This is a genomic window from Brevibacterium sp. NPDC056726 (genome assembly GCF_042790515.1).
Lineage (GTDB): Bacteria > Actinomycetota > Actinomycetes > Actinomycetales > Brevibacteriaceae > Brevibacterium > Brevibacterium sanguinis.
This window is the reverse complement of record NZ_JBHTYZ010000004.1, coordinates 64,281-83,582: the sequence shown is the minus strand read 5'-3', so window position 1 is coordinate 83,582 and position 19,302 is coordinate 64,281. Positions and strand designations below refer to the sequence as shown.

The following is a 19,302-nucleotide window of genomic DNA, read 5'->3' as shown; positions in this document are numbered from 1 at the left end:
GTGCGGTTATAGCGCCCAGGGTGGTGTGAGGCGCGTTGTGCGCGGACAACGCGCTCCACGGGGTGCAAGATTTATCGTCGACCGCCGCGCCTCCGACCCCCACAACGCCGACCACTACGCGGAGCACGATGTTCCCCGCCCTGGACGGGTAGGAGAAGACGCTCCGGCGGCGGCGTGAGCAGCTGCAGGTGCGGTTATAGCGCCCAGGGTGGTGTGAGGCGCGTTGTGCGCGGACAACGCGCTCCACGGGGTGCAAGATTTATCGTCGACCGCCGCGCCTCCGACTACGGCGACCGCCGCGCCTCCGACTACGGCGACCGCCGCGCCGACCACTACTCGGAGCTCGACGTTCACCGCCCTGGACGGGTAGGAGATGACGCTTCGTCGCTCTCTCGCCGTCTCACCACCCCTCCGAGGCGGCGGGGGCGTGAATGCGCGAAGGCCCGGACTCGTGAGAGTCCGGGCCTTGACGTCTGAGCGGAGCATCAGCGATGCGTGCCGCTCAAGTGGCGATCAGTGGGCGAATCCGCCGCGATCGTGCTCGTACGAGATGCCGACGAGCGCGATGATGCCGAGCACGGCACCGAACGGGAAGATCCACCAGCCCATGGCGATGCCGTAGAACGAGACGGCACCGGCAGCGGCACAGACGATCGGCCACCAGCTCCACGGGCTGAAGAAGCCGTAGTCGGCATCCGCATCCGAGATCTCGGCGGTCTCGGTGTCCTGGGGCTGACGGCCGACGCGACGGTCGGTCAGCCACAGGTACACGCCGATCATGATCGACATGACGCCCACGAGGAGGAGGGCCGGGAAGCCCACCATCTCGTTGAAATGGGTGACGAAGCCGTAGATGACAGCCATGATCATGAAGAAGATGCCGCAGTAGACGAAGAGATTGATCGAAGCCTTCACTTGGCAGCACCTCCGGTGAGCTGAGGTTCAGCGTGGCCGTGTCCGGCGTATTCGAGAAGCTCAGGATGGTTGACGTCGAATGCCGGACGCTCCGAACGGATGCGGGGCAGCGACGTGAAGTTGTGGCGCGGGGGCGGGCACGAGGTCGCCCATTCGAGCGAACCGCCGTAGCCCCACGGGTCGTCGACGGTGACCTTCGGCGCATTGCGCGCCGTGATCCACACGTTCCAGAAGAACGGAACCATCGAGAGACCGAGCAGCATCGCGCCGACCGTCGACACCTGGTTCATCCAGGTGAAGCCGTCCTGCGGCAGGTAGTCCGCGTAACGACGGGGCATGCCGTCGACACCGAGCCAGTGCTGGACGAGGAAGGTGCCGTGGAAGCCGATGAACAGCATCCAGAAGTGGATGTGTCCGAGCTTCTCGTTGAGCATCTTGCCCGTCCACTTCGGCCACCAGAAGTAGAAGCCGGCGAACATCGCGAACACGACCGTGCCGAAGACGACGTAGTGGAAGTGCGCGACGACGAAGTACGAGTCCGACACCGACTGGTCGAGCGCCGGGCTGGCGAGGATGACGCCCGTGAGACCACCGAAGAGGAAGGTCACGAGGAAGCCGATCGCCCACACCATGGGTGTCTCGAACGTGATCGAGCCTCGCCACATCGTGCCGATCCAGTTGAAGAACTTCACACCGGTCGGAATCGCGATGAGCATCGTCATGAAGGCGAAGAACGGCAGCGCCACCACGCCGGTGACGTACATGTGGTGCGCCCACACGGTCACGGACAGGGCCGCGATCGAGATCGTCGCGAAGACGAGCTCCTTGTAGCCGAACACCGGTTTTCGACTGAAGACAGGGATGATCTCCGTGATGATGCCGAAGAACGGCAGGGCGATGACGTAGACCTCCGGATGCCCGAAGAACCAGAACAGGTGCTGCCAGAGTATCGGTCCGCCGTTGCCCGGACTGAACACATGCGAGCCCAGGATGCGGTCGGAGGCGAGGACGAGCAGGGCCGCAGCCAGGGGCTGGAAGGCCATGAGCACGAGGATGCCGGTGATGAGGACGTTCCAGCTGAAGATCGGCATGCGGAACATCGTCATGCCCGGGGCGCGCATCGTGATGATCGTCGTGATGAAGTTGACCGAGCCGAGGATCGTGCCGAAGCCCTGCAGCGCGAGGCCGAGGACCCAGAGATTGCCGCCGGCGCCTGGTGTGAATGTCGTATTGCTCAATGGCGCATAGGCTGTCCACCCGAATGCCGCCGCACCCTGCGGGGTGAGGAAGCCCGACAGCGCGACGAGGCTGCCGAAGAGGTAGAGCCAGAAGGCGAACGCGTTGAGTCGCGGGAACGCCACGTCGGGCGCACCGATCTGCAGCGGCATGATGACGTTCGCGAATCCGGCGAAGAGCGGGGTGGCGAACATCAGCAGCATGAGCGTGCCGTGCATGGTGAACAGCTGGTTGTACTGTTCCTTCGTCTCCACGATCTGCATTCCGGGCTCGAAGAGCTCGAGACGGATGATGAGCGCCATCACGCCGCCGATGCAGAAGAAGAAGAACGAGCCGATCAGATACATGTACCCGATGGTCTTGTGATCCGTCGACGTGATCCAGTCGACGATGATCTTGCCCTTGCTCCGGGGTACGACCGGAGCGTCGAGAGCCGGTTTCTCAGCTGTCGCGGTCATTCTTGAGCACCTTCTTTCGGGTACCAGTTGCGATCGTACTCAGGCCCGAGCTGACCGGTGTTGCCCTGATCAGCCAGAGACTGCGTGTACTCGTCGAACTCCGCCTGCGAGACGACCTTGACGTTGAAGAGCATCTCGGAGTGGTATTCACCGCAGAGTTCGGCACACTTGCCGACGAAGTCGCCTTCCTTCTCGGCACGCAGATACAGGCTCTGGTCGTTGCCGGGGATCATGTCGCGCTTCTCGAGGAAGGCGGGGACCCAGAAGGAGTGGATGACGTCACGCGAGTGGAGCTTGATCTCCAGATCGGTGTTGACGGGGAGATAGAGAGTGGGGGCGTTCTCGCCCGGTGCTGCGGTGCCGTCCAGCGGCACCTGCGTGCCGGCGTAGTAGACGTCCTGGTTGACGTAGTTGAAGTCCCACGCCCACTGCTTGGCGGCCACCTCGATGACCTGGGTGCCCGGGGTCCGGTCGTCGGTCGTCTTCGCCATGACCTGGACGTTCTGGAAGAAGAATCCGAGGACGAGGATGACGGGGGTCACCGTGAAGAGGATCTCGATGGGCATGCTGTAGCGCATCTGCACCGGCAGGCCGCGATCGTTCTTGCGGCGACGGTAGGCGACAATGGCCCACAGGATCAGACCCCAGACGATGAGCCCCACGATCATCGAAGCGATCCACGCCCCGTTCCACAGCGAGGTGTAGGCCTCGGTGTGGTTGGTCGCGCCCTTCGACTCAAGGGGGAAGAAACCGTTGGCAATCTGCTCTTTCGTACATCCCGAGAGCAACACCGGCAGAACCACGGCGCCCAGAATGCCGAGCCGCTTCGCCCAGGACCGGCGCGGTCCTGGCTGATTCGGAGAATCCACGTGCAGCCTTTCACAACCATCTTCGCCGTTCGGCAGGCCGAAAGACGAGTACGTACTTTGTCATCTAACAGACTACCGCTACACACGGTAGAAATTCACATGCAGATGTTCATTTGTTGAGAATTCGCTGAGCACGATTGCCGCGGAGCGCGGATTCTAGGCGCGCGGCGTAGTCGAGACCGCTGATCTCCGACACGCCGAGGGTCGCCAGATGTGGTGTCTGCCACTGTGTGTCGATGAGCCAATCGGGACCATCGTCCGAGGTGGCGCCGTCGGTTCGGGAGCCGCCTGCGACCCGCGCCGCATCTGGTTCCTGCTCGCCGTCGAGGAGGGCGACGAGGTGGACGAGTGCGGCCTTCGAGGCGTCGCGATCACGGTGGAACATCGACTCCCCGGCGAAGAGGGATCCGATGGCGACGCCGTAGAGTCCGCCGACGAGGCGGCCGTCCCGGCGCACCTCGATCGAATGCGCCCAGCCGTCGTCGAAGAGGCCCTCGTAGAGGCCGATGATCTCCCGGGTGATCCAGCCGCCGGGACGGCTCGGTTCGGCGCAGGCGCGGATGACCTCGCCGAAGGATTCGTCGACGGTGAACTCGAATCCGCGCAGCGACTTGCGCAGACTCTTGCTCACCTTGAGGTCGCCGGGCAGGAGGACACCGCGACGGCGCGGGCCCCACCACCCCATGCGACCGCTGCCGCCGCGGCCGATGCCCATCGGGAAGAGTCCGGCACGATATGCGGAAAGGACCTGGCGATCTGTGGCCGTCGTCGTGACGGCGCGCAGATCCTCCAGGTCCATTTCGTCAGTGCTGCGGTGCGGCTGCCGGGTCGGCGGTTCCGCTCAGTGGAACGAGTCGCCGCAGGCGCACGATCCGCCCGCATTCGGGTTGTCGATCGTGAAGCCCTGCTTCTCGATGGTGTCGGAGAAGTCGATGGTCGAGCCGTTGAGGTAGGGCACGCTCATCCGGTCGACGATGACCTCGACGCCGTCGAAGTCGCGCACGGCATCCCCGTCGAGGTGACGCTCGTCGAAGTAGAGCTGGTAGATCAGACCTGAGCAGCCGCCGGGCTGGACGGCCACGCGCAGGCGCAGATCGTCACGGCCCTCCTGCTGCAGGAGGCTGCGCACCTTGTCCGCTGCGGTCGTCGAGAGTTCGACCTCGTGCGTGGCAGTGGCTTCGTTCGTCGCTGTCATTGGTACTCCTTCATTGTTCCTGGGCCCAGGCTACACCGCGTTCAACGCGGATCATCCGGGACCTATTCCCCCGCGTGCCGAAATCCTCGGCGCTCACTCCTGCGCTGCCGTGTCCTGCGCCTTGTCGCCGGTGCCGAGACCCTGACGTCCGAGAGCGTCGAGGAGGAGCGCCTCGGCGACGATCGCGGCCTTGAAGTCGGGCAGGTAGAGGGATTCGTTGGCGCTGTGGGCCCGGGCATCGGGGTCCTCGACGCCGGTGACGAGGATCGAGGCCTGCGGGAAGACCTCGAGGAGGTCGGCGATGAACGGGATCGAGCCGCCGATGCCCATCGTCACCGCCTCGGTCCCCCACGCCTCGGTGAGCGCGACCCGGGCGACCCGGACGGCGGGATCGTCGAGGTCGGCCTGCCAGGGGCTGCCGCCCTCGGTCGCCCCGATGCTCAGGGTCGCGCCGAAGGGCAGATTGTCCTCGAGGTGCTTCGTCACCGCCGCGACCGCGCTCTCCGGGGTGTCCCCGGGGGCGAGGCGGATGGAGAGCTTCGCCCGCAGACTCGGCTGCAGGGTGTTCGAGGAGACGTCGACGTCGGGGATGTCGAGGCCGATGACGGTGATCGACGGCTGCGTCCACATCCGCGAGGCCAGGCTCCCGGTGCCGATGAGCGCGGTGCCGGGCAGGACACCGGAGTCCTCCCGGACCGTGGCCTCGGCGTAGTCGATCGGGGATTCGGGCACCGCGGCGAGTCCGGCCACCGCGACCGCACCGTCGTCGTCGTGGAGGCTCGCGAGCACCTTCGTCATCGCGAGCATCGCATCGGGCACCACTCCCCCGTACATGCCCGAATGCACGGCGTGGTCGAGCGTGGAGACCTCGAATTCGAGGGCGCACATCCCGCGCAGGCTCGTCGTCAGGGCCGGGGTGCCGGCAGCCCAGTTGCTCGAGTCGGCGACGACGATGACGTCGGCGGCGAGCTTGTCGCGGTGGCGTTCGAGGAAGTTCCGGAAGCTCGGGCTGCCCGCCTCCTCCTCCCCTTCGATGAAGAGGCGTACCCCGACGCCGAGGCGGTCGGCGAGCAGCCGCAGCGCCGTGAGGTGGACCATGATCCCGGCCTTGTCGTCGGCGGCGCCGCGACCGTAGAGACGGTCCCCCTTCCGCGTCGCGACGAACGGCTCGGTGTCCCACGCCTCGTCGCGGCCGGGCGGCTGGACGTCGTGATGGGCGTAGAGGAGCACCGTGGGTGCGCCCGCAGGCGCAGGCGCCGAGGCGACGACGGCGGGGTAGCCGGGGGTGCCGTCCGCGGTATCGGCGGTGAGGATCTCGACGTCGAGGCCGAGGTCGCGGGCGAGGGCGGCGACCGCCTCGGCGTTGGCCGTGACCGCAGCGGGATCGAAGCTCGGCCAGGCCACGGACGGGATCGCCACGAGGTCGGTGAGCGTGTCGAGGATGTCGTCGAAGATCTCGTCGACGCGGGTGTGCAGGGAGGCGCCGTCAAGCGCGGAAGTCGATTCGGTCATGGTCCAACGGTAGTATTGAAAGGGTGTTCGGAAGCAAAAAGACTCACGAGGACAACGACTCCTCCACGACGCCAGACGACGACCTCACCGCAGGCGAGGCCAGCCCTCGTGATGCGGAAGCGAAGAAGGGACGTCCCACCCCCAAGCGCAGCCAGCAGGAATCGATGCGGCGCCAGCCGCTGGTCTCGAAGGATCGCAAGGTGGCGAACCAGCGGGCCAAGGAGCAGCAGCGCAAGGAGCGCGACCGGGCGCGTATCGGCATGATGAACGGTGAGGAGAAGTACCTCACCCGCCGTGACCGGGGCCCGCAGCGCCGCTACGTCCGCGATTTCGTCGACGCCCGCTTCTCGATCGGGGAGCTCTTCATCCCCGCCGCGATCCTCATCCTCGTCGTCGCCTTCACCCAGCCCGTGGCGATCCAGCAGTACTTCACGTACGCGGTGTGGGGTCTGCTCGCGCTCGTCATCCTCGACGGCTTCATCCTCAACTACATCCTCAAGGGACGCCTGCGGGCGAAGTTCGGCACGGTCGAGCGCGGCCTGCCGTTCTACGCGGTCATGCGCAGCGTCCAGCTGCGGCCGCTGCGCATGCCCAAGCCGCAGGTCAAGCGCCGCCAGTACCCCGAGTGAGCAGGCGGGTCCGCCCGCCGGAGCGGATGATCCGGCCGGGCCAGAACGGGCCCGAGTAGATCATCTCCGAATAGACCTGAACGAGATCGGCGCCCGCTGCCAGGCGGGCGTCGACGTCGTTTCCGTCGCCGATGCCGCCGACGGAGACGATCGTCAGCTCCCCGCTCACCGTCGCGGCCACGAGGAGGAGCACCTCGAGGGAGCGCGGGGCCAGGGGGCGCCCGGAGATGCCGCCGGCCTGGGAGCGGGCGAACTCGGCCTCCGGACCGGTGAGCACATCGCGGTCGATCGTCGTGTTCGTCACGATGAGACCGTCGGCGCCGGTGCGCACCGCGAGGTCGCAGATGTCGACGACGTCCTCGTCGGAGAGGTCCGGGGCGATCTTGACGAGCAGCGGGACGTGACCGAGGGTCGACCGGGGCGTGGCCACCACCTCGGCGGCGGCCTCTTTGACCGCGGTGATGATCGGTTCGAGGCTCGCCACGGACTGGAGGTCGCGCAGACCGGGGGTGTTCGGGGAGCTGACGTTGATGACGAGGTAGTCGGCCAGCGGGGCGAGCTCCCGGGTCGAGGCGACGTAGTCGGCGACCGCCTCGGCGGCCGGCACGACCTTCGTCTTGCCGATGTTGACGCCGATGATCGGACGCTGCCGGGCGGGCAGCGCGGTCAGGGCGCGACGCTGGGCGGTGATGTTGAACGACGCCTGCCGGGCCCCGTCGTTGTTGAACCCCATCCGGTTGAGCAGTGCGCGGTTGCGCAGCAGCCGGAAGAGCCGCGGCCGCTCATTGCCCGGCTGGGCGTGGGCGGTGATCGTGCCGACTTCGATGTGCCCGAAGCCCAGCGCCGACAGCGCGCGGATGCCGACGCCGTTCTTGTCGAAGCCGGCGGCCAGGCCCACCCGGTTGGGGAAGGGGAGGCCGAGGACCTCGACGGGGGCGCTGGTGCCCCGGGCGACGACGAGGCGCAGCAGCCGGCCGAGCAGCGGGATCCGGTCGAGGATCCGGAGGGCGGAGAACGAGAGATGGTGCGCGCGCTCGGCGTCCATCGGGCGGAAGACGAGAGAGAAGATGAGTCGGTACACGCCTCAACAATAGGCCAGCGCCCGGCGCCCGCCGTGCTCCGAACACGACCTCGGCGGGTTTTGCGACTAGGATCGAGACAACGCTCAACGACGAAGAAAGGGATTCCATGCCCGGTGCCACCACCCCCAGCAGCTACGCTTCGACGACCCCCACGAAGGTGAGTGCAGCCGTCCTCGTCCTCGGCGTGGCCGACGGCTCGGTCCGCGGCCTCGACTCCGCGAAGACGGTGCGCACCGCTGTCGACGACGCGGCCCGGGCCATCGAGTTCACCGGGAAGGCCGGATCCACCGCGCGCATCCCCGCGCCGAAGGGCGTGACCGCCGAGAGCATCCTCCTCGTTGGTCTCGGCGACATCGACGCAGCGAGCGCCGGCGACGATGCCGCGGCCGCGAACGAAGTCCTGCGCCGGGCCGCCGGTGCCGCACTGCGCGCACTCTCGGGCGCCTCCTCGATCGCCGTGGCTCTGCCCGTCGACTCCCCCGCCGCCGTCGAAGCCGTCACCGTCGGGGCCGCCCTCGGTGCCTACCGCTTCACGACGTACCGCTCCGGAGACGACGACCGCGTGCCCGGCCCCGTCACGGTGCTCGGCCCGAAGGGCAAGACGTACGCAGCGGCCCACGAAGCCGGCACGATCATCGCCGCGGCGACGAACGCCGCCCGCGACCTCGTCAACACGCCCCCGCTCGACCTCTACCCGGAGTCGTTCGCCCAGCTCGTCAAGGACCAGGCGAAGTCGCGCAAGGTCAAGGTCACCGTGCTCGGTGAGAAGGAACTTGCCGCCGGCGGCTACGGCGGACTCATCGGCGTCGGTCAGGGGTCGACCCGCGGACCGCGCCTCGTCAAGGTCGAGTACAGCCCGAAGAAGGCCCGCCGTCACATCAGCTTCGTCGGCAAGGGCATCACCTTCGACTCCGGCGGTCTCTCCCTCAAGCCGGCCGCGAGCATGGAGGACATGAAGTCCGATATGGCCGGGGCCGCCGCCGTCGTCGAGGCGGTCTTCGCGATCGCCGACCTCGGACTGCCCGTCCGCGCCACCGCGTGGCTGCCGCTCGCCGAGAACATGCCCGGCTCCTCTGCGCAGCGTCCCTCGGACGTGCTCACCATGCGCAGCGGCAAGACCGTCGAGGTGACGAACACCGACGCCGAGGGCCGCCTCGTCCTCGCCGACGCGCTCACCGACGCCGGGGCGGAGAACCCCGACCTCCTCATCGACGTCGCCACCCTGACCGGTGCGCAGATCGTCGCCCTCGGCAACCGCACCTCCGGGGTCATGGGCACTCCCGCGGCCCGCACGACGGTCGCCGAACGGGCCGCCGTGGCCGGTGAGGACGTCTGGCCGATGCCGATCCCCGAAGAGCTGCTCTCCGGTTTCGACTCGACCGCCGCCGATCTCAAGAACTCCGGTCCGCGCCCCGGCGGCATGCTCGCCGCCGCCGCCTTCCTCCAGGAGTTCGTCGCCGATGACGCCGAATGGGCGCACATCGACATCGCCGGACCGAGCTTCAACACCGGTTCGGCCTTCGGCTACACCCCGGCCGCGGCGACCGGTGCCGCTGTGCGCACGCTCGTCGAGATCGCCCGCGACGCCGACTGACCAGCATCCCCGCGCCTGACCCCGGTCGCAGAGCTCTGCGTCCGGGGTGGGTCGGGAGTGATGCTCCCCACCTGTGGCGCAACAGACACCGTTTGCTTTCGCCCCTGGCGAGAAAAGTGGAAAGATAAGAGGGAAAGCTGCCCTTGGCAGGCTTGACCACAGCTACGAGGAGTAATCCGTGAGTGACGCATTGACCTATGACCTTGTCGTCCTCGGCGGCGGACCCGGCGGCTATGCCGCTGCTCTGCGCGCCGCAGAACTCGATATGAAGGTCGCCCTCATCGAACAGGACAAGGTTGGCGGGACGTGCCTGCACCGCGGCTGTGTGCCGACCAAGGCGCTCCTCCACACCGCGGAGATCGCCGATGCCGCGAAGGACTCGGAGACGTTCGGCGTGCAGGCGGAGTTCAAGGGCATCGACATCGACAAGGTGCTCGACTACAAGAACAACGTCATCAACCGCAACTACAAGGGTCTCCAGGGCCTCGTCAAGGCCCGCGGCATCGACACCTACATCGGCAAGGGCAAGCTCGTCGGTGAGGACACCGTCGAGGTCACCGGCGACGACGAGCACTACACCCTCAAGGGCAAGAACATCATCCTCGCCACCGGTTCGACGTCGAAGACCATCGGCCTCGACGTCACCGACCGGGTCATCACCTCCACCGAGGCCCTGCAGCTGGCGACCGTGCCGAAGTCGGTCATCGTCCTCGGCGGCGGCGTCATCGGCGTCGAGTTCGCCAGCGTGTGGAACTCCTACGGTGCCGACGTCACGATCGTCGAGGGCCTGCCCCACCTCGTGGCCAACGAGGACGAATCGATCTCGAAGGCGCTCGAGCGCGCATTCAAGAAGCGCAAGATCAACTTCAAGCTCGGCGTCATGTTCAAGGGCGTCGAGGAGACCGCCGACGGCGTCAAGGTGACGCTTGAGGACGGCACCACGCTTGAGGCCGAGTACCTCCTCGTCGCCGTCGGACGCGGTCCCGTGACCGAGGGCCTCGGCTTCGAGGAACAGGGCATTCCGATGGATCGCGGCTTCGTCCTCGCCAACGAGCGCCTGCACACCGGGGTCGGCAACATCTACGCGATCGGCGACATCGTCCCGGGCCTCCAGCTCGCCCACCGCGGGTTCGGTCAGGGCATCTTCGTCGCCGAGGAGATCGCCGGCCTCAACCCGGCACCGATCGTCGAGAGCGGCATCCCGCGTGTCACGTACTGCGAACCGGAGATCTTCTCCGTCGGGCTCTCGGCGAAGCAGGCGGAGGAGAAGTACGGCGCGGACAACGTCGAGACGCTCGAGTACAACCTCGGCGGCAACGGCAAGTCGGTCATCCTCAACACGACCGGCTTCATCAAGGTCATCCGGGAGAAGGACGGCCCGGTCGTCGGCATCCACGGCATCGGCGCGCGTCTCAGTGAGCAGGCGGGCGAAGCACAGCTCATCGTCAACTGGGAGGCTTTCCCTGAGGAAGTCGCACAGCTCATCCATGCGCACCCGACGCAGAATGAGGCGATCGGCGAGGCTCACCTGGCCGCCGCCGGCAAACCCCTGCACTTCCACTCATAAGATCCGAGGAGACGAAAGACATGTCGAATTCCGTTCAGATGCCGGCTCTCGGTGAGTCGGTGACCGAAGGTACAGTCACCCGGTGGCTGAAGTCCGTCGGCGACACCGTCGAGGTCGACGAGCCCCTGCTCGAGGTCTCGACCGACAAGGTCGATACGGAGATTCCGAGCCCCTTTGCCGGTGTGCTCGAGAAGATCCTCGCCGACGAGGACGATGTCGTCGAGGTCGGTGGCGATCTCGCGTACATCGGCGACGGCAGCGATTCCGGATCCGCCGAGGTGGCTCCCGAGGAGGAGCCGGCGAGCGAGGCGGCCGAGGAGTCGGCTCCCGCCGAGGAGAAGTCCGAGGATGAGGCTCCGGCCGAGGACACCAGCTCGTCGTCCGAGTCCGAGAAGACCGAGACGTCCGCAGAGTCCGCGCCCGCCGCTGACTCGCAGTCGTCGTCCGGTGAGGGCACCGAGGTGACGATGCCGGCGCTCGGCGAATCCGTCACCGAGGGCACTGTGACCCGCTGGCTCAAGGAAGTCGGCGAAGAGGTCGAGGTCGACGAGCCGCTCCTCGAGGTCTCGACCGACAAGGTCGACACTGAGGTCCCCTCCCCCGTCGCCGGTGTCGTCCAGGCGCACCTCGCCGAGGAGGACGAGACCGTCGAGGTCGGCGCTCCCCTGGCGCGCATCGGTTCGGGAGCTCCGGCCGAGTCGGCCCCCGCCGCCGAGGAACCGAAGCAGGAGGAAGCTCCTAAGGAGGAGGCTCCCAAGGAGCAGCCGAAGGAAGAGGAAGCTCCGAAGGAAGAGGAAGCTCCGAAGGAAGAGCCGAAGCAGGAGGAAGCTCCCAAGGAGGAAGCTCCGAAGCAGGAGACGACCTCTGCCTCGGCCCCGGCAGCGCAGTCGGCTGCCGCCGCGCAGTCCGCTCCGGCGAAGTCGGAATCGGCACCGGCGAAGTCCGAGTCGGCAGCGGCTGACACCGTCGGAGAGAACTCCGCGTACGTCACGCCGCTCGTGCGTCGTCTCGCCAAGGACGAGGGCGTCGACCTCTCGACCGTCACCGGCACCGGAGTCGGCGGCCGCATCCGCAAGCAGGACGTCATCGCCGCAGCGGCGAACCGTCCTGCCGCAGGATCGTCGGCCCCCGCACCGGCTGCCTCCGGCGAAGCGAAGAAGCCGTTCACGCTCGAGATCCCGGAGGAGGCTGCGAAGCTTCGCGGCACCACCGAGAAGGCCTCGCGCATCCGCCAGACCATTGCGAAGCGGATGAGCGAATCGCTCGAGGTCTCGGCACAGCTCACGCAGGTCATCGAGGTCGACATGACGCGGGTGGCGAAGCTGCGCAAGGCGAACAAGGACGCGTTCCTCGACAAGCACGGCGTCAAGCTCACCTACCTGCCGTTCTTCGCGAAGGCGATCGTCGAGGCGCTCAAGCAGCACCCGAAGGTCAACGCCCAGTACGATCTCGAGTCCCAGGAGATCACGTACTTCGACCACGAGAACCTCGCGGTCGCAGTCGACACTCCGCGTGGTCTGCTCGTGCCGGTCGTCAAGGACGCCGGGGATCTCAGCATCGCGGGCCTCGCCAAGGCCATCGACGATGTCGCCGATCGCACCCGCAACAACAAGATCATGCCGGACGAGCTGTCGGGCGGCACCTTCACGGTGACGAACATCGGCTCCGTGGGTGCGCTCTTCGACACGCCGATCATCAACCAGCCGCAGATGGGCATCATCGGCACCGGTGCGATCGTGCGTCGCCCGATCGTCGTCAAGACCGCTGACGGCGAGGAGTCGATCGCGATCCGCGACATGGTCTACCTTCCGCTCACCTACAACCACCAGCTGGTCGACGGTGCGGATGCGGGACGCTTCCTGCAGACGATCAAGGCGCGTCTCGAGGACGGCAACTTCGAGGCCGACCTCGAACTCTGAGGCACCGCGATCTCAGCAGCCCGCAGGGGGCCGGTCATCGACCGGCCCCCTGCGGCATTCACGCCTCGGCCACCTCGGCGATCCGCCATTGCCCGGCATGCCGGCCGAGCGTGACGACGACGTCCTTCGCGTCGAACGTCTCCTCCTCGCCCCCGCTCTCCGCCGTCGTCGTCATCGTGGCGGTGACGACGATCTCCGCGTCCGACTGCGACTCGACGACGACATCGGTGACAGTGATCGTGTACGTCCCGCCGGAGTACGCGGCGAGGTCGATGAGCTCATCGGCTGCCGCCGCCGTCGATCCGGGCACCGTGAGCCCGGCCAGCCCCTCACCGTCACCGGCTCCGAGCGCCCGTGCGCGTTCGGCGCAGAGTTCGCCGAGGCGCTCGGCGACGGCCGTGTCACTGAGCGGCTGAGCTCTCCCACCCCCGTCCGCGCTCTCCGCGGCGGGGTCGTCGGCGGCGACCGGCGAGGGCGCCTCGTCCTCACCGGCCGACCACGCGCGGACCATGAGCACTCCGCCGAGGAGCACGACGACCATCGCGGCCCCCAGCGCGGCGCGCCTGGCCCACGGCGAGGTCACGGCAGCGCTGAACAGGGCGACCGCCGAGGCGGTGGCGCGTCCCCGTGTCCGCCCGCGTCCGCGGGTGCCGGGGCTGCGATCGCCTGTACGGCGACCGTCAGTGCCGCGACCGCCGGTACGGCGACTGCCGGTGTGACGGCGGGTCAGGGCGGCCGCGTCGCCGCGGCCCTCGGCGCCCTCGCCGCGCCGACTCGAGCGCGAGCGCAGAGCGGCCACCGTCGACAGCCCTCGCCGCGACGACCCGGGGCCGGCTCCCTCCCCCGGATCCGACTCGGGAGGGATGCGGTCCGGGGCCGTCCGGGGCGTGGTCGCGCGCAGGCGGGCCGTCAGGGCCAGCGCCGGATCGAGATCACGGGAAGCCGGGACGAGCGGAAGCACGGCAGGAGTGCCGAGGCGACCGAGCCGCGGAGTCACCTCGGCGATGACGGCCGGCAGGGAATCGTGCGCTGCGGGACTCGACTCGTCGAGGAGATCGGTGACGAGGGCCTGCAGCTCGGCGCTGCACGACTCGAGGGCGACGCCGACGGGCAGGAGGCTCTCGGTCCACGGCACCCCGTGGAGGGCGTGATAGAGCAGCTCCCCCACCGCGCGCCGAACCGGGGTCTCCAAGGCGCGGCGCACGCCGGGGATGACCCGCGGACGTCCCGCGGCGTCGAGTCCGAAGCACGCGAGGCTGAGCCGCTCGGTCGCGGCGTCGACCTCGGCGAGTTCGGCGAAGACGCCGCGCAGCAGGGTGTGCGCTTCGGCCTCCGTGAGACCGTGGAAGGCGCGGACGACGTCGATGACGAGGCCCCCGGGCAGGACCGGGACGAGGAGCAGCCTCGCCTCCCCGGTCGGGAGGATGACCTCGGCCGTTCCGAGCACTCCGGCATCGGCGGCCGGGTCATCGGCGTGCGCGTCGGCACTGCGGGTCCGGTCTCCGCCGACGACACCCCAGCGGGTCTCCCCCGTGTCGTCGCCGACGCGATGAATGTCGTCGGCGATCGTCGCTTCGAAGTGCCATGTCATAGTTCGTCATCCCCGTCAATGACTGTGAATGCTTTTCGATGTCATTTGATGATGAATGATGCACTCTGATAAGTCAATGGCAGACCTGTGGAGAACGTGTCGAGGGTCATGGGGAGATGAATTGAACACCCCGGTCAACGGGCATAGTCTGGACACATGCCACTGGCCACAGAGATTCTGGGTTTCGCGCCGGTCTTCTCGGACTATCGCACCACGTGGGACCTGCAGAAGAAGTATCACGAAGACGTGCTCGCCGGGAACAGGGAGTCGACGATCCTGCTCCTCGAACACCCCCCGGTCTACACTGCCGGCAAGCGCACGGAGGACCACGAACGCCCGACCGATGGCACCGAGGTCATCGACGTCGACCGCGGCGGCAAGATCACCTGGCACGGCCCGGGTCAGCTCGTCGCCTACTTCATCTACCGGCTCAACGATCCCAAAGAGGTCCGCCTCTTCGTCGCTCAGCTCGAGGATTCGATGATCCGCCTGCTCAGCGAGTACGGCATCGAGGCCACGACGATCGAGGGCCGCGCGGGCGTGTGGATCCTCGGCGACGGCGCCCGCCGTGACCGCAAGATCGGGGCGATCGGCATCCGCATCCACGACGGCGTGACGATGCACGGTCTCGCCCTCAACTGCAGCAACGACCTCGGCGCCTACGAATCGATCATCGCCTGCGGCATCACCGATGCCGACACGACCACCATCAGTGCCGAACTCGGCCGGACCGTGACGCCCGAAGAGGTCGCCCCCCGGCTCGACGAGATCCTGCACGAGACCATCACCGCTTAGGAGAACCGACGTGACGATCGCACCCGAAGGCCGCCGCATGCTCCGTGTCGAGGCACGGAACTCGGAGACGCCGATCGAGGAGAAGCCGGCCTGGATCAAGGCGAAGGCCCACATCGGACCGGAGTACACCTCCCTGAAGTCCCTCGTGCGCAAACAGGACCTCCACACCGTCTGCGAGGAGGCCGGCTGCCCGAACATCTTCGAATGCTGGGAGGACCGCGAGGCGACCTTCCTCATCGGCGGTGAGCAGTGCACCCGCCGCTGCGACTTCTGTCAGATCGACACCGGCCGCCCCGCCGACTTCGACGCCGACGAGCCGCGCCGCGTCGCCGCCTCGGTGGGCGAGATGGGCCTGCGCTACTCGACGATCACCGGCGTGGCCCGCGACGACCTGCCCGACGGCGGTGCGTGGCTCTACGCCGAGACGGTCCGCCAGATCCACGACCTCGACTACGTCGACGGCCGCGGCACCGGGGTCGAACTCCTCATCCCCGACTTCAACGCGAAGCCCGACCAGCTCGCCGAGGTGTTCTCCTCCCGGCCGGAGGTGCTCGCCCACAATGTCGAGACGGTGCCGCGCATCTTCAAGCGGATCCGCCCGGCCTTCCGCTACGAGCGCTCCCTGTCGGTGATCACCCAGGCCCGCGAGGCCGGACTCATCACGAAGTCGAACCTCATCCTCGGCATGGGCGAGACGAACGACGAGATCATCTCCGCACTCCAGGACCTCCACGACGCCGGGTGCGACCTCATCACGATCACCCAGTACCTGCGCCCGTCCCCGCGCCACCATCCCGTCACCCGCTGGGTCAAGCCCGCCGACTTCGTCATGCTCCGCGACGCCGCCGAGGAGATCGGGTTCCTCGGAGTCATGTCCGGTCCGCTCGTGCGCTCGTCGTACCGCGCCGGTCGCCTCTGGGCCACGGCGATGCGCCACCGCGGCGAGGAGATCCCCGCCCACCTCGCGCATCTCGACAAGCACACCCCGGCCAAGCAGGAGGCGCAGGCCGTTGTGGATATGTTCGGCGCAGGCGAAGAGGTAGACTTGTCTGCTGAGCAATGAGTGGTTCCGCGGGCCTGTCCTCGGGACCCGTCGGCCCGTCAAGAGCAAGTGAGAGAATGAGCGAAGAACCGCGCAAGGGACTGTTCCGTCGCAAGCCGAAGGATCCGAACAAGAAGCCGGGCCGTCTGGCGCAGATGCGTCAGGTCTACGAGCTCGCCGCGAAGCACAACAAGGCGACCCCGTGGCTCCTGGCAGCCGCTGTCGTGGGCTTCACGCTCCTCGGCCTGCTCGCCGGACTCGTCTTCGGCGGGGCCGTGTTCACGACGATCCTCGGTCTCATGGTCGGTCTGCTGCTCGGCATGTTCATGCTCGGCCGCTTCGCTGAGACCGCGGCGTTCGCGCAGATGGAGGGCCAGCCCGGTGCCTTCGGCGCGGTCCTCAACACCGCGCGTCGCGGCTACCTCATGGACGAGAAGCCGATCGCCATCGACCCGAAGAGCCGCGACCTCGTGTTCCGCTCGACGGGTCGGTCCGGTGTCGTGCTGCTCAGTGAGGGACCGAAGGCCCGCAGCGCGAAGCTGCTCGCCAAGGAGAAGAAGCGCCACGAGCGCATCCTCCCCAACGTCCCCGTCCACACCCTCCAGGGCGGCAATGAGGACGGCCAGCTGCAGATGAAGCAGGTCGTCTCGACCGTCCACAAGCTGCCCCGCAAGCTCAATCGCGCCGAGGTGCTCGCCGTGCGCAACCGCCTCTCCGCCCTGGGCACCCAGGGCACGCGTCCGCCGATCCCCAAGGGCATCGACCCGAACAAGGCGCGCCCCAACCACAAGGCGATGCGCGGACGCTGATCGGCGCTCCCGAGAACGACAGCGGCCCCGTCACCGGAATCCTGGTGACGGGGCCGCTGTCGTTCTCGCCTGCCGTCTGCTCAGCGGCGGAGGATCACCGTCTTCGCCGCGAGGTCGTGGAGACCGCGGTGGTCGCGGTCGAAGATGAGCGCGGGAATGACGAGGACGACGAGGACAGACCGGATGAGGGCGGGCACGAATCCCGGGACGCGGCCGTCGAGGCGGCGCACCTCGATCCCGAAGATCCGATGGCCGACGGTGTAGCCGAGGGTCGAGACGAGGAGGATGTTCGCCAGGAGGAAGATGCCCGGGGCGAGGAACGGGTTGGTCGAGTCGAAGAGACCGGCGATCGCCAGGCACATGAACCAGTCGACCATGAGGGCGAGCAGGCGCTTCCACGCCGGTGCCACCGCATGGCGGCCGGTCTCCGGGAGGCCGAGTCGGCGTCCGGGCCAGTCACCCTCGTCTCGGCTGGTCTGTGGTCCCTGCAGCCAGGACCCGAGGTCGTCGCGATTGATCACTCCCCCAGGGTACCGAAGTCGTCCCTGAGTGAATCATCAGGAAACATCCCCGAAACATGACTGTCATCACGGCTTCACCGAGCACGAACTAGGATGGATCTCGGTCACGAAGAACCGACCATACGTCTAACTAGGAGACCTAAGTGTTCTCGTCTGCTGAAGAACTCGTCAACTACATCGCGGAGAACGACGTGCGTTTCGTCGATGTCCGCTTCTGCGACCTGCCCGGTGTCGTCCAGCACTTCAACCTTCCCGCCGCCTCGTACGGTGTGGATGAGATCACCGAAGGTCTCCTCTTCGACGGGTCCTCGATCACAGGCTTCCAGGGCATCCACGAATCTGACATGAAGCTCCTCGCCGATGTCGCCTCGGCGTTCATCGACCCCTACCGGGAGGCGAAGACGCTCGTCGTCACGCACTCGATCGTCGACCCCTTCACCGACGAGCCCTACTCCCGTGACCCCCGCCAGGTTGCGGCGAAGGCGGAGAAGTACCTGCAGAGCACCGGCATCGCCGACACCGTCTACTACGGCGCCGAGGCCGAGTTCTACATGTTCGACTCGATCCGCTACCAGAACACCCCCGGCCACAGCTTCTACGAGGTCAACTCGATCGAAGCGGCGTGGAACACCGGCGCGCAGGAGCCCGAGGGCAACCTCGGCTACAAGACGCCCTACAAGGGCGGCTACTTCCCCGTCTCCCCGCAGGACAAGTTCGCCGACATCCGCGACGAGATGTCGATGACGCTCGAGGAGATCGGCTTCGAGATGGAGCGCGCCCACCACGAGGTCGGCACGGCCGGGCAGCAGGAGATCAACTACAAGTTCAACACCCTCCAGCACGCCGCTGACCAGCTCCTCGACTTCAAGTACGTCGTGAAGAACACCGCCGACGAGTACGGCAAGACCGTCACCTTCATGCCCAAGCCCCTCTTCGGCGACAACGGGTCGGGCATGCACTGCCACCAGTCGCTGTGGAAGAACGGTGAACCGCTGTTCTACGACGAGAACGGCTACGCGGGTCTCTCCGACCTCGCCCGCTGGTACATCGGCGGCCTCATCGAGCACGCCGGCGCCGTCCTCGCGTTCACGAACCCGACGATCAACTCCTACCGCCGGCTCGTGCCCGGCTACGAGGCGCCCGTCAACCTCGTCTACTCGGCGCGCAACCGCTCGGCCGCCATCCGCATCCCGGTGACCGGCTCCTCGCCGAAGGCCAAGCGCCTCGAGTTCCGTGTGCCCGACCCGTCGAGCAACCCCTATCTCGCGTTCTCCGCGCAGCTCATGGCCGGACTCGACGGCATCCGCAACCGGATCGAACCGCCGGAGCCGATCGACAAGGACCTCTACGAGCTGCCCCCGGAGGAGGCCAAGGACATCAAGCTCGTCCCGGCCTCCCTCGACGAGGCGCTCGACGAGCTCGAGAAGGATCACGACTTCCTCACCGCCGGTGACGTCTTCACCCCTGACCTCATCGAGACGTGGATCAGGATCAAGCGCGAGAACGAGATCGACGTCGCGCGTCTGCGTCCGACTCCGACCGAGTTCGAGCTCTACTACTCGATCTGA

17 protein-coding genes are annotated in these 19,302 nt (G+C 67.3%); 8 read left to right on the top strand and 9 right to left on the bottom strand.

The window, feature by feature from the left end:
• Window positions 1-513 precede the first annotated feature (513 nt).
• The 6 genes from ACFQ91_RS09295 to ACFQ91_RS09270 form a co-directional block, all read right to left on the bottom strand.
• Complete coding sequence (locus ACFQ91_RS09295; RefSeq protein WP_198498743.1) at window positions 514-915, bottom strand: cytochrome c oxidase subunit 4; 402 nt, start codon at window positions 913-915, stop codon at window positions 514-516.
• The gene (gene ctaD / locus ACFQ91_RS09290) at window positions 912-2,609 is read right to left on the bottom strand and encodes a cytochrome c oxidase subunit I (protein WP_198498742.1); all 1,698 of its coding nucleotides are present in this window, start codon (window positions 2,607-2,609) and stop codon (window positions 912-914) included. Before ctaD ends, ACFQ91_RS09295 begins: the two co-directional genes overlap by 4 nt.
• The gene (gene coxB, locus ACFQ91_RS09285; RefSeq protein WP_198498741.1) at window positions 2,606-3,478 is read right to left on the bottom strand and encodes a cytochrome c oxidase subunit II; all 873 of its coding nucleotides are present in this window, start codon (window positions 3,476-3,478) and stop codon (window positions 2,606-2,608) included. The genes ctaD and coxB overlap by 4 nt, the downstream gene beginning before the upstream one ends.
• A gap of 109 nt (window positions 3,479-3,587) precedes the next feature.
• Window positions 3,588-4,277 (bottom strand): leucyl/phenylalanyl-tRNA--protein transferase, encoded by a 690-nt coding sequence (locus tag ACFQ91_RS09280; protein ID WP_198498740.1) that lies wholly within the window; start codon window positions 4,275-4,277, stop codon window positions 3,588-3,590.
• A gap of 42 nt (window positions 4,278-4,319) precedes the next feature.
• Window positions 4,320-4,673 carry an iron-sulfur cluster assembly accessory protein gene (locus tag ACFQ91_RS09275; RefSeq protein ID WP_140955028.1) on the bottom strand — a complete coding sequence of 118 codons (354 nt, stop codon included), beginning with the start codon at window positions 4,671-4,673 and terminating at the stop codon, window positions 4,320-4,322.
• Between the two features lie 93 nt (window positions 4,674-4,766).
• Window positions 4,767-6,185 (bottom strand): M20/M25/M40 family metallo-hydrolase, encoded by a 1,419-nt coding sequence (locus tag ACFQ91_RS09270; protein ID WP_198498739.1) that lies wholly within the window; start codon window positions 6,183-6,185, stop codon window positions 4,767-4,769.
• Window positions 6,186-6,208: 23 nt separating this feature from the next.
• Here ACFQ91_RS09270 and ACFQ91_RS09265 point away from each other — a divergent pair, with 23 nt between their 5' ends.
• Window positions 6,209-6,814: a DUF3043 domain-containing protein gene (locus tag ACFQ91_RS09265; RefSeq protein WP_137826132.1), complete on the top strand. Its 606-nt coding sequence runs from the start codon at window positions 6,209-6,211 to the stop codon at window positions 6,812-6,814.
• Here ACFQ91_RS09265 and ACFQ91_RS09260 read toward each other — a convergent pair.
• Entirely contained in the window at window positions 6,789-7,895 is a 1,107-nt protein-coding gene (locus ACFQ91_RS09260) for a quinone-dependent dihydroorotate dehydrogenase (protein WP_198498738.1), read from the bottom strand. The two genes, ACFQ91_RS09265 and ACFQ91_RS09260, sit on opposite strands and share 26 nt — an antisense overlap.
• Window positions 7,896-8,002: 107 nt before the next feature.
• Here ACFQ91_RS09260 and ACFQ91_RS09255 point away from each other — a divergent pair, with 107 nt between their 5' ends.
• The 3 genes from ACFQ91_RS09255 (at window position 8,003) to sucB (ending at window position 12,976) form a co-directional block, all read left to right on the top strand.
• Window positions 8,003-9,490 (top strand): leucyl aminopeptidase, encoded by a 1,488-nt coding sequence (locus ACFQ91_RS09255; RefSeq protein WP_198498737.1) that lies wholly within the window; start codon window positions 8,003-8,005, stop codon window positions 9,488-9,490.
• A 178-nt stretch (window positions 9,491-9,668) separates the two neighbouring features.
• Window positions 9,669-11,057, top strand: a complete 1,389-nt coding sequence (gene lpdA / locus ACFQ91_RS09250; protein WP_137826129.1) for a dihydrolipoyl dehydrogenase — start codon at window positions 9,669-9,671, stop codon at window positions 11,055-11,057.
• A 20-nt stretch (window positions 11,058-11,077) separates the two neighbouring features.
• Window positions 11,078-12,976 (top strand): 2-oxoglutarate dehydrogenase, E2 component, dihydrolipoamide succinyltransferase, encoded by a 1,899-nt coding sequence (gene sucB, locus ACFQ91_RS09245; RefSeq protein ID WP_198498736.1) that lies wholly within the window; start codon window positions 11,078-11,080, stop codon window positions 12,974-12,976.
• Between the two features lie 58 nt (window positions 12,977-13,034).
• Here the strand turns inward: sucB and ACFQ91_RS09240 are convergent, their stop codons facing one another.
• The gene (locus ACFQ91_RS09240) at window positions 13,035-14,567 is read right to left on the bottom strand and encodes a hypothetical protein (protein WP_198498735.1); all 1,533 of its coding nucleotides are present in this window, start codon (window positions 14,565-14,567) and stop codon (window positions 13,035-13,037) included.
• 156 nt (window positions 14,568-14,723) lie between these two features.
• Between ACFQ91_RS09240 and lipB the strand changes: the two genes are divergently transcribed.
• From lipB to ACFQ91_RS09225, 3 genes are read left to right on the top strand one after another with little or no spacing between them, the layout of a single operon-like run.
• Entirely contained in the window at window positions 14,724-15,362 is a 639-nt protein-coding gene (gene lipB, locus ACFQ91_RS09235) for a lipoyl(octanoyl) transferase LipB (protein WP_198498734.1), read from the top strand.
• A 10-nt stretch (window positions 15,363-15,372) separates the two neighbouring features.
• Window positions 15,373-16,425, top strand: a complete 1,053-nt coding sequence (gene lipA / locus ACFQ91_RS09230; protein ID WP_137826125.1) for a lipoyl synthase — start codon at window positions 15,373-15,375, stop codon at window positions 16,423-16,425.
• 56 nt (window positions 16,426-16,481) lie between these two features.
• Complete coding sequence (locus tag ACFQ91_RS09225; protein WP_198498733.1) at window positions 16,482-17,213, top strand: DUF4191 domain-containing protein; 732 nt, start codon at window positions 16,482-16,484, stop codon at window positions 17,211-17,213.
• An 80-nt stretch (window positions 17,214-17,293) separates the two neighbouring features.
• Here the strand turns inward: ACFQ91_RS09225 and ACFQ91_RS09220 are convergent, their stop codons facing one another.
• Window positions 17,294-17,734 (bottom strand): RDD family protein, encoded by a 441-nt coding sequence (locus ACFQ91_RS09220; protein ID WP_198498732.1) that lies wholly within the window; start codon window positions 17,732-17,734, stop codon window positions 17,294-17,296.
• A 143-nt stretch (window positions 17,735-17,877) separates the two neighbouring features.
• On the opposite strand from ACFQ91_RS09220, the gene glnA reads away from it, so the two are divergent.
• Window positions 17,878-19,302: a type I glutamate--ammonia ligase gene (gene glnA, locus ACFQ91_RS09215; protein ID WP_198498731.1), complete on the top strand. Its 1,425-nt coding sequence runs from the start codon at window positions 17,878-17,880 to the stop codon at window positions 19,300-19,302.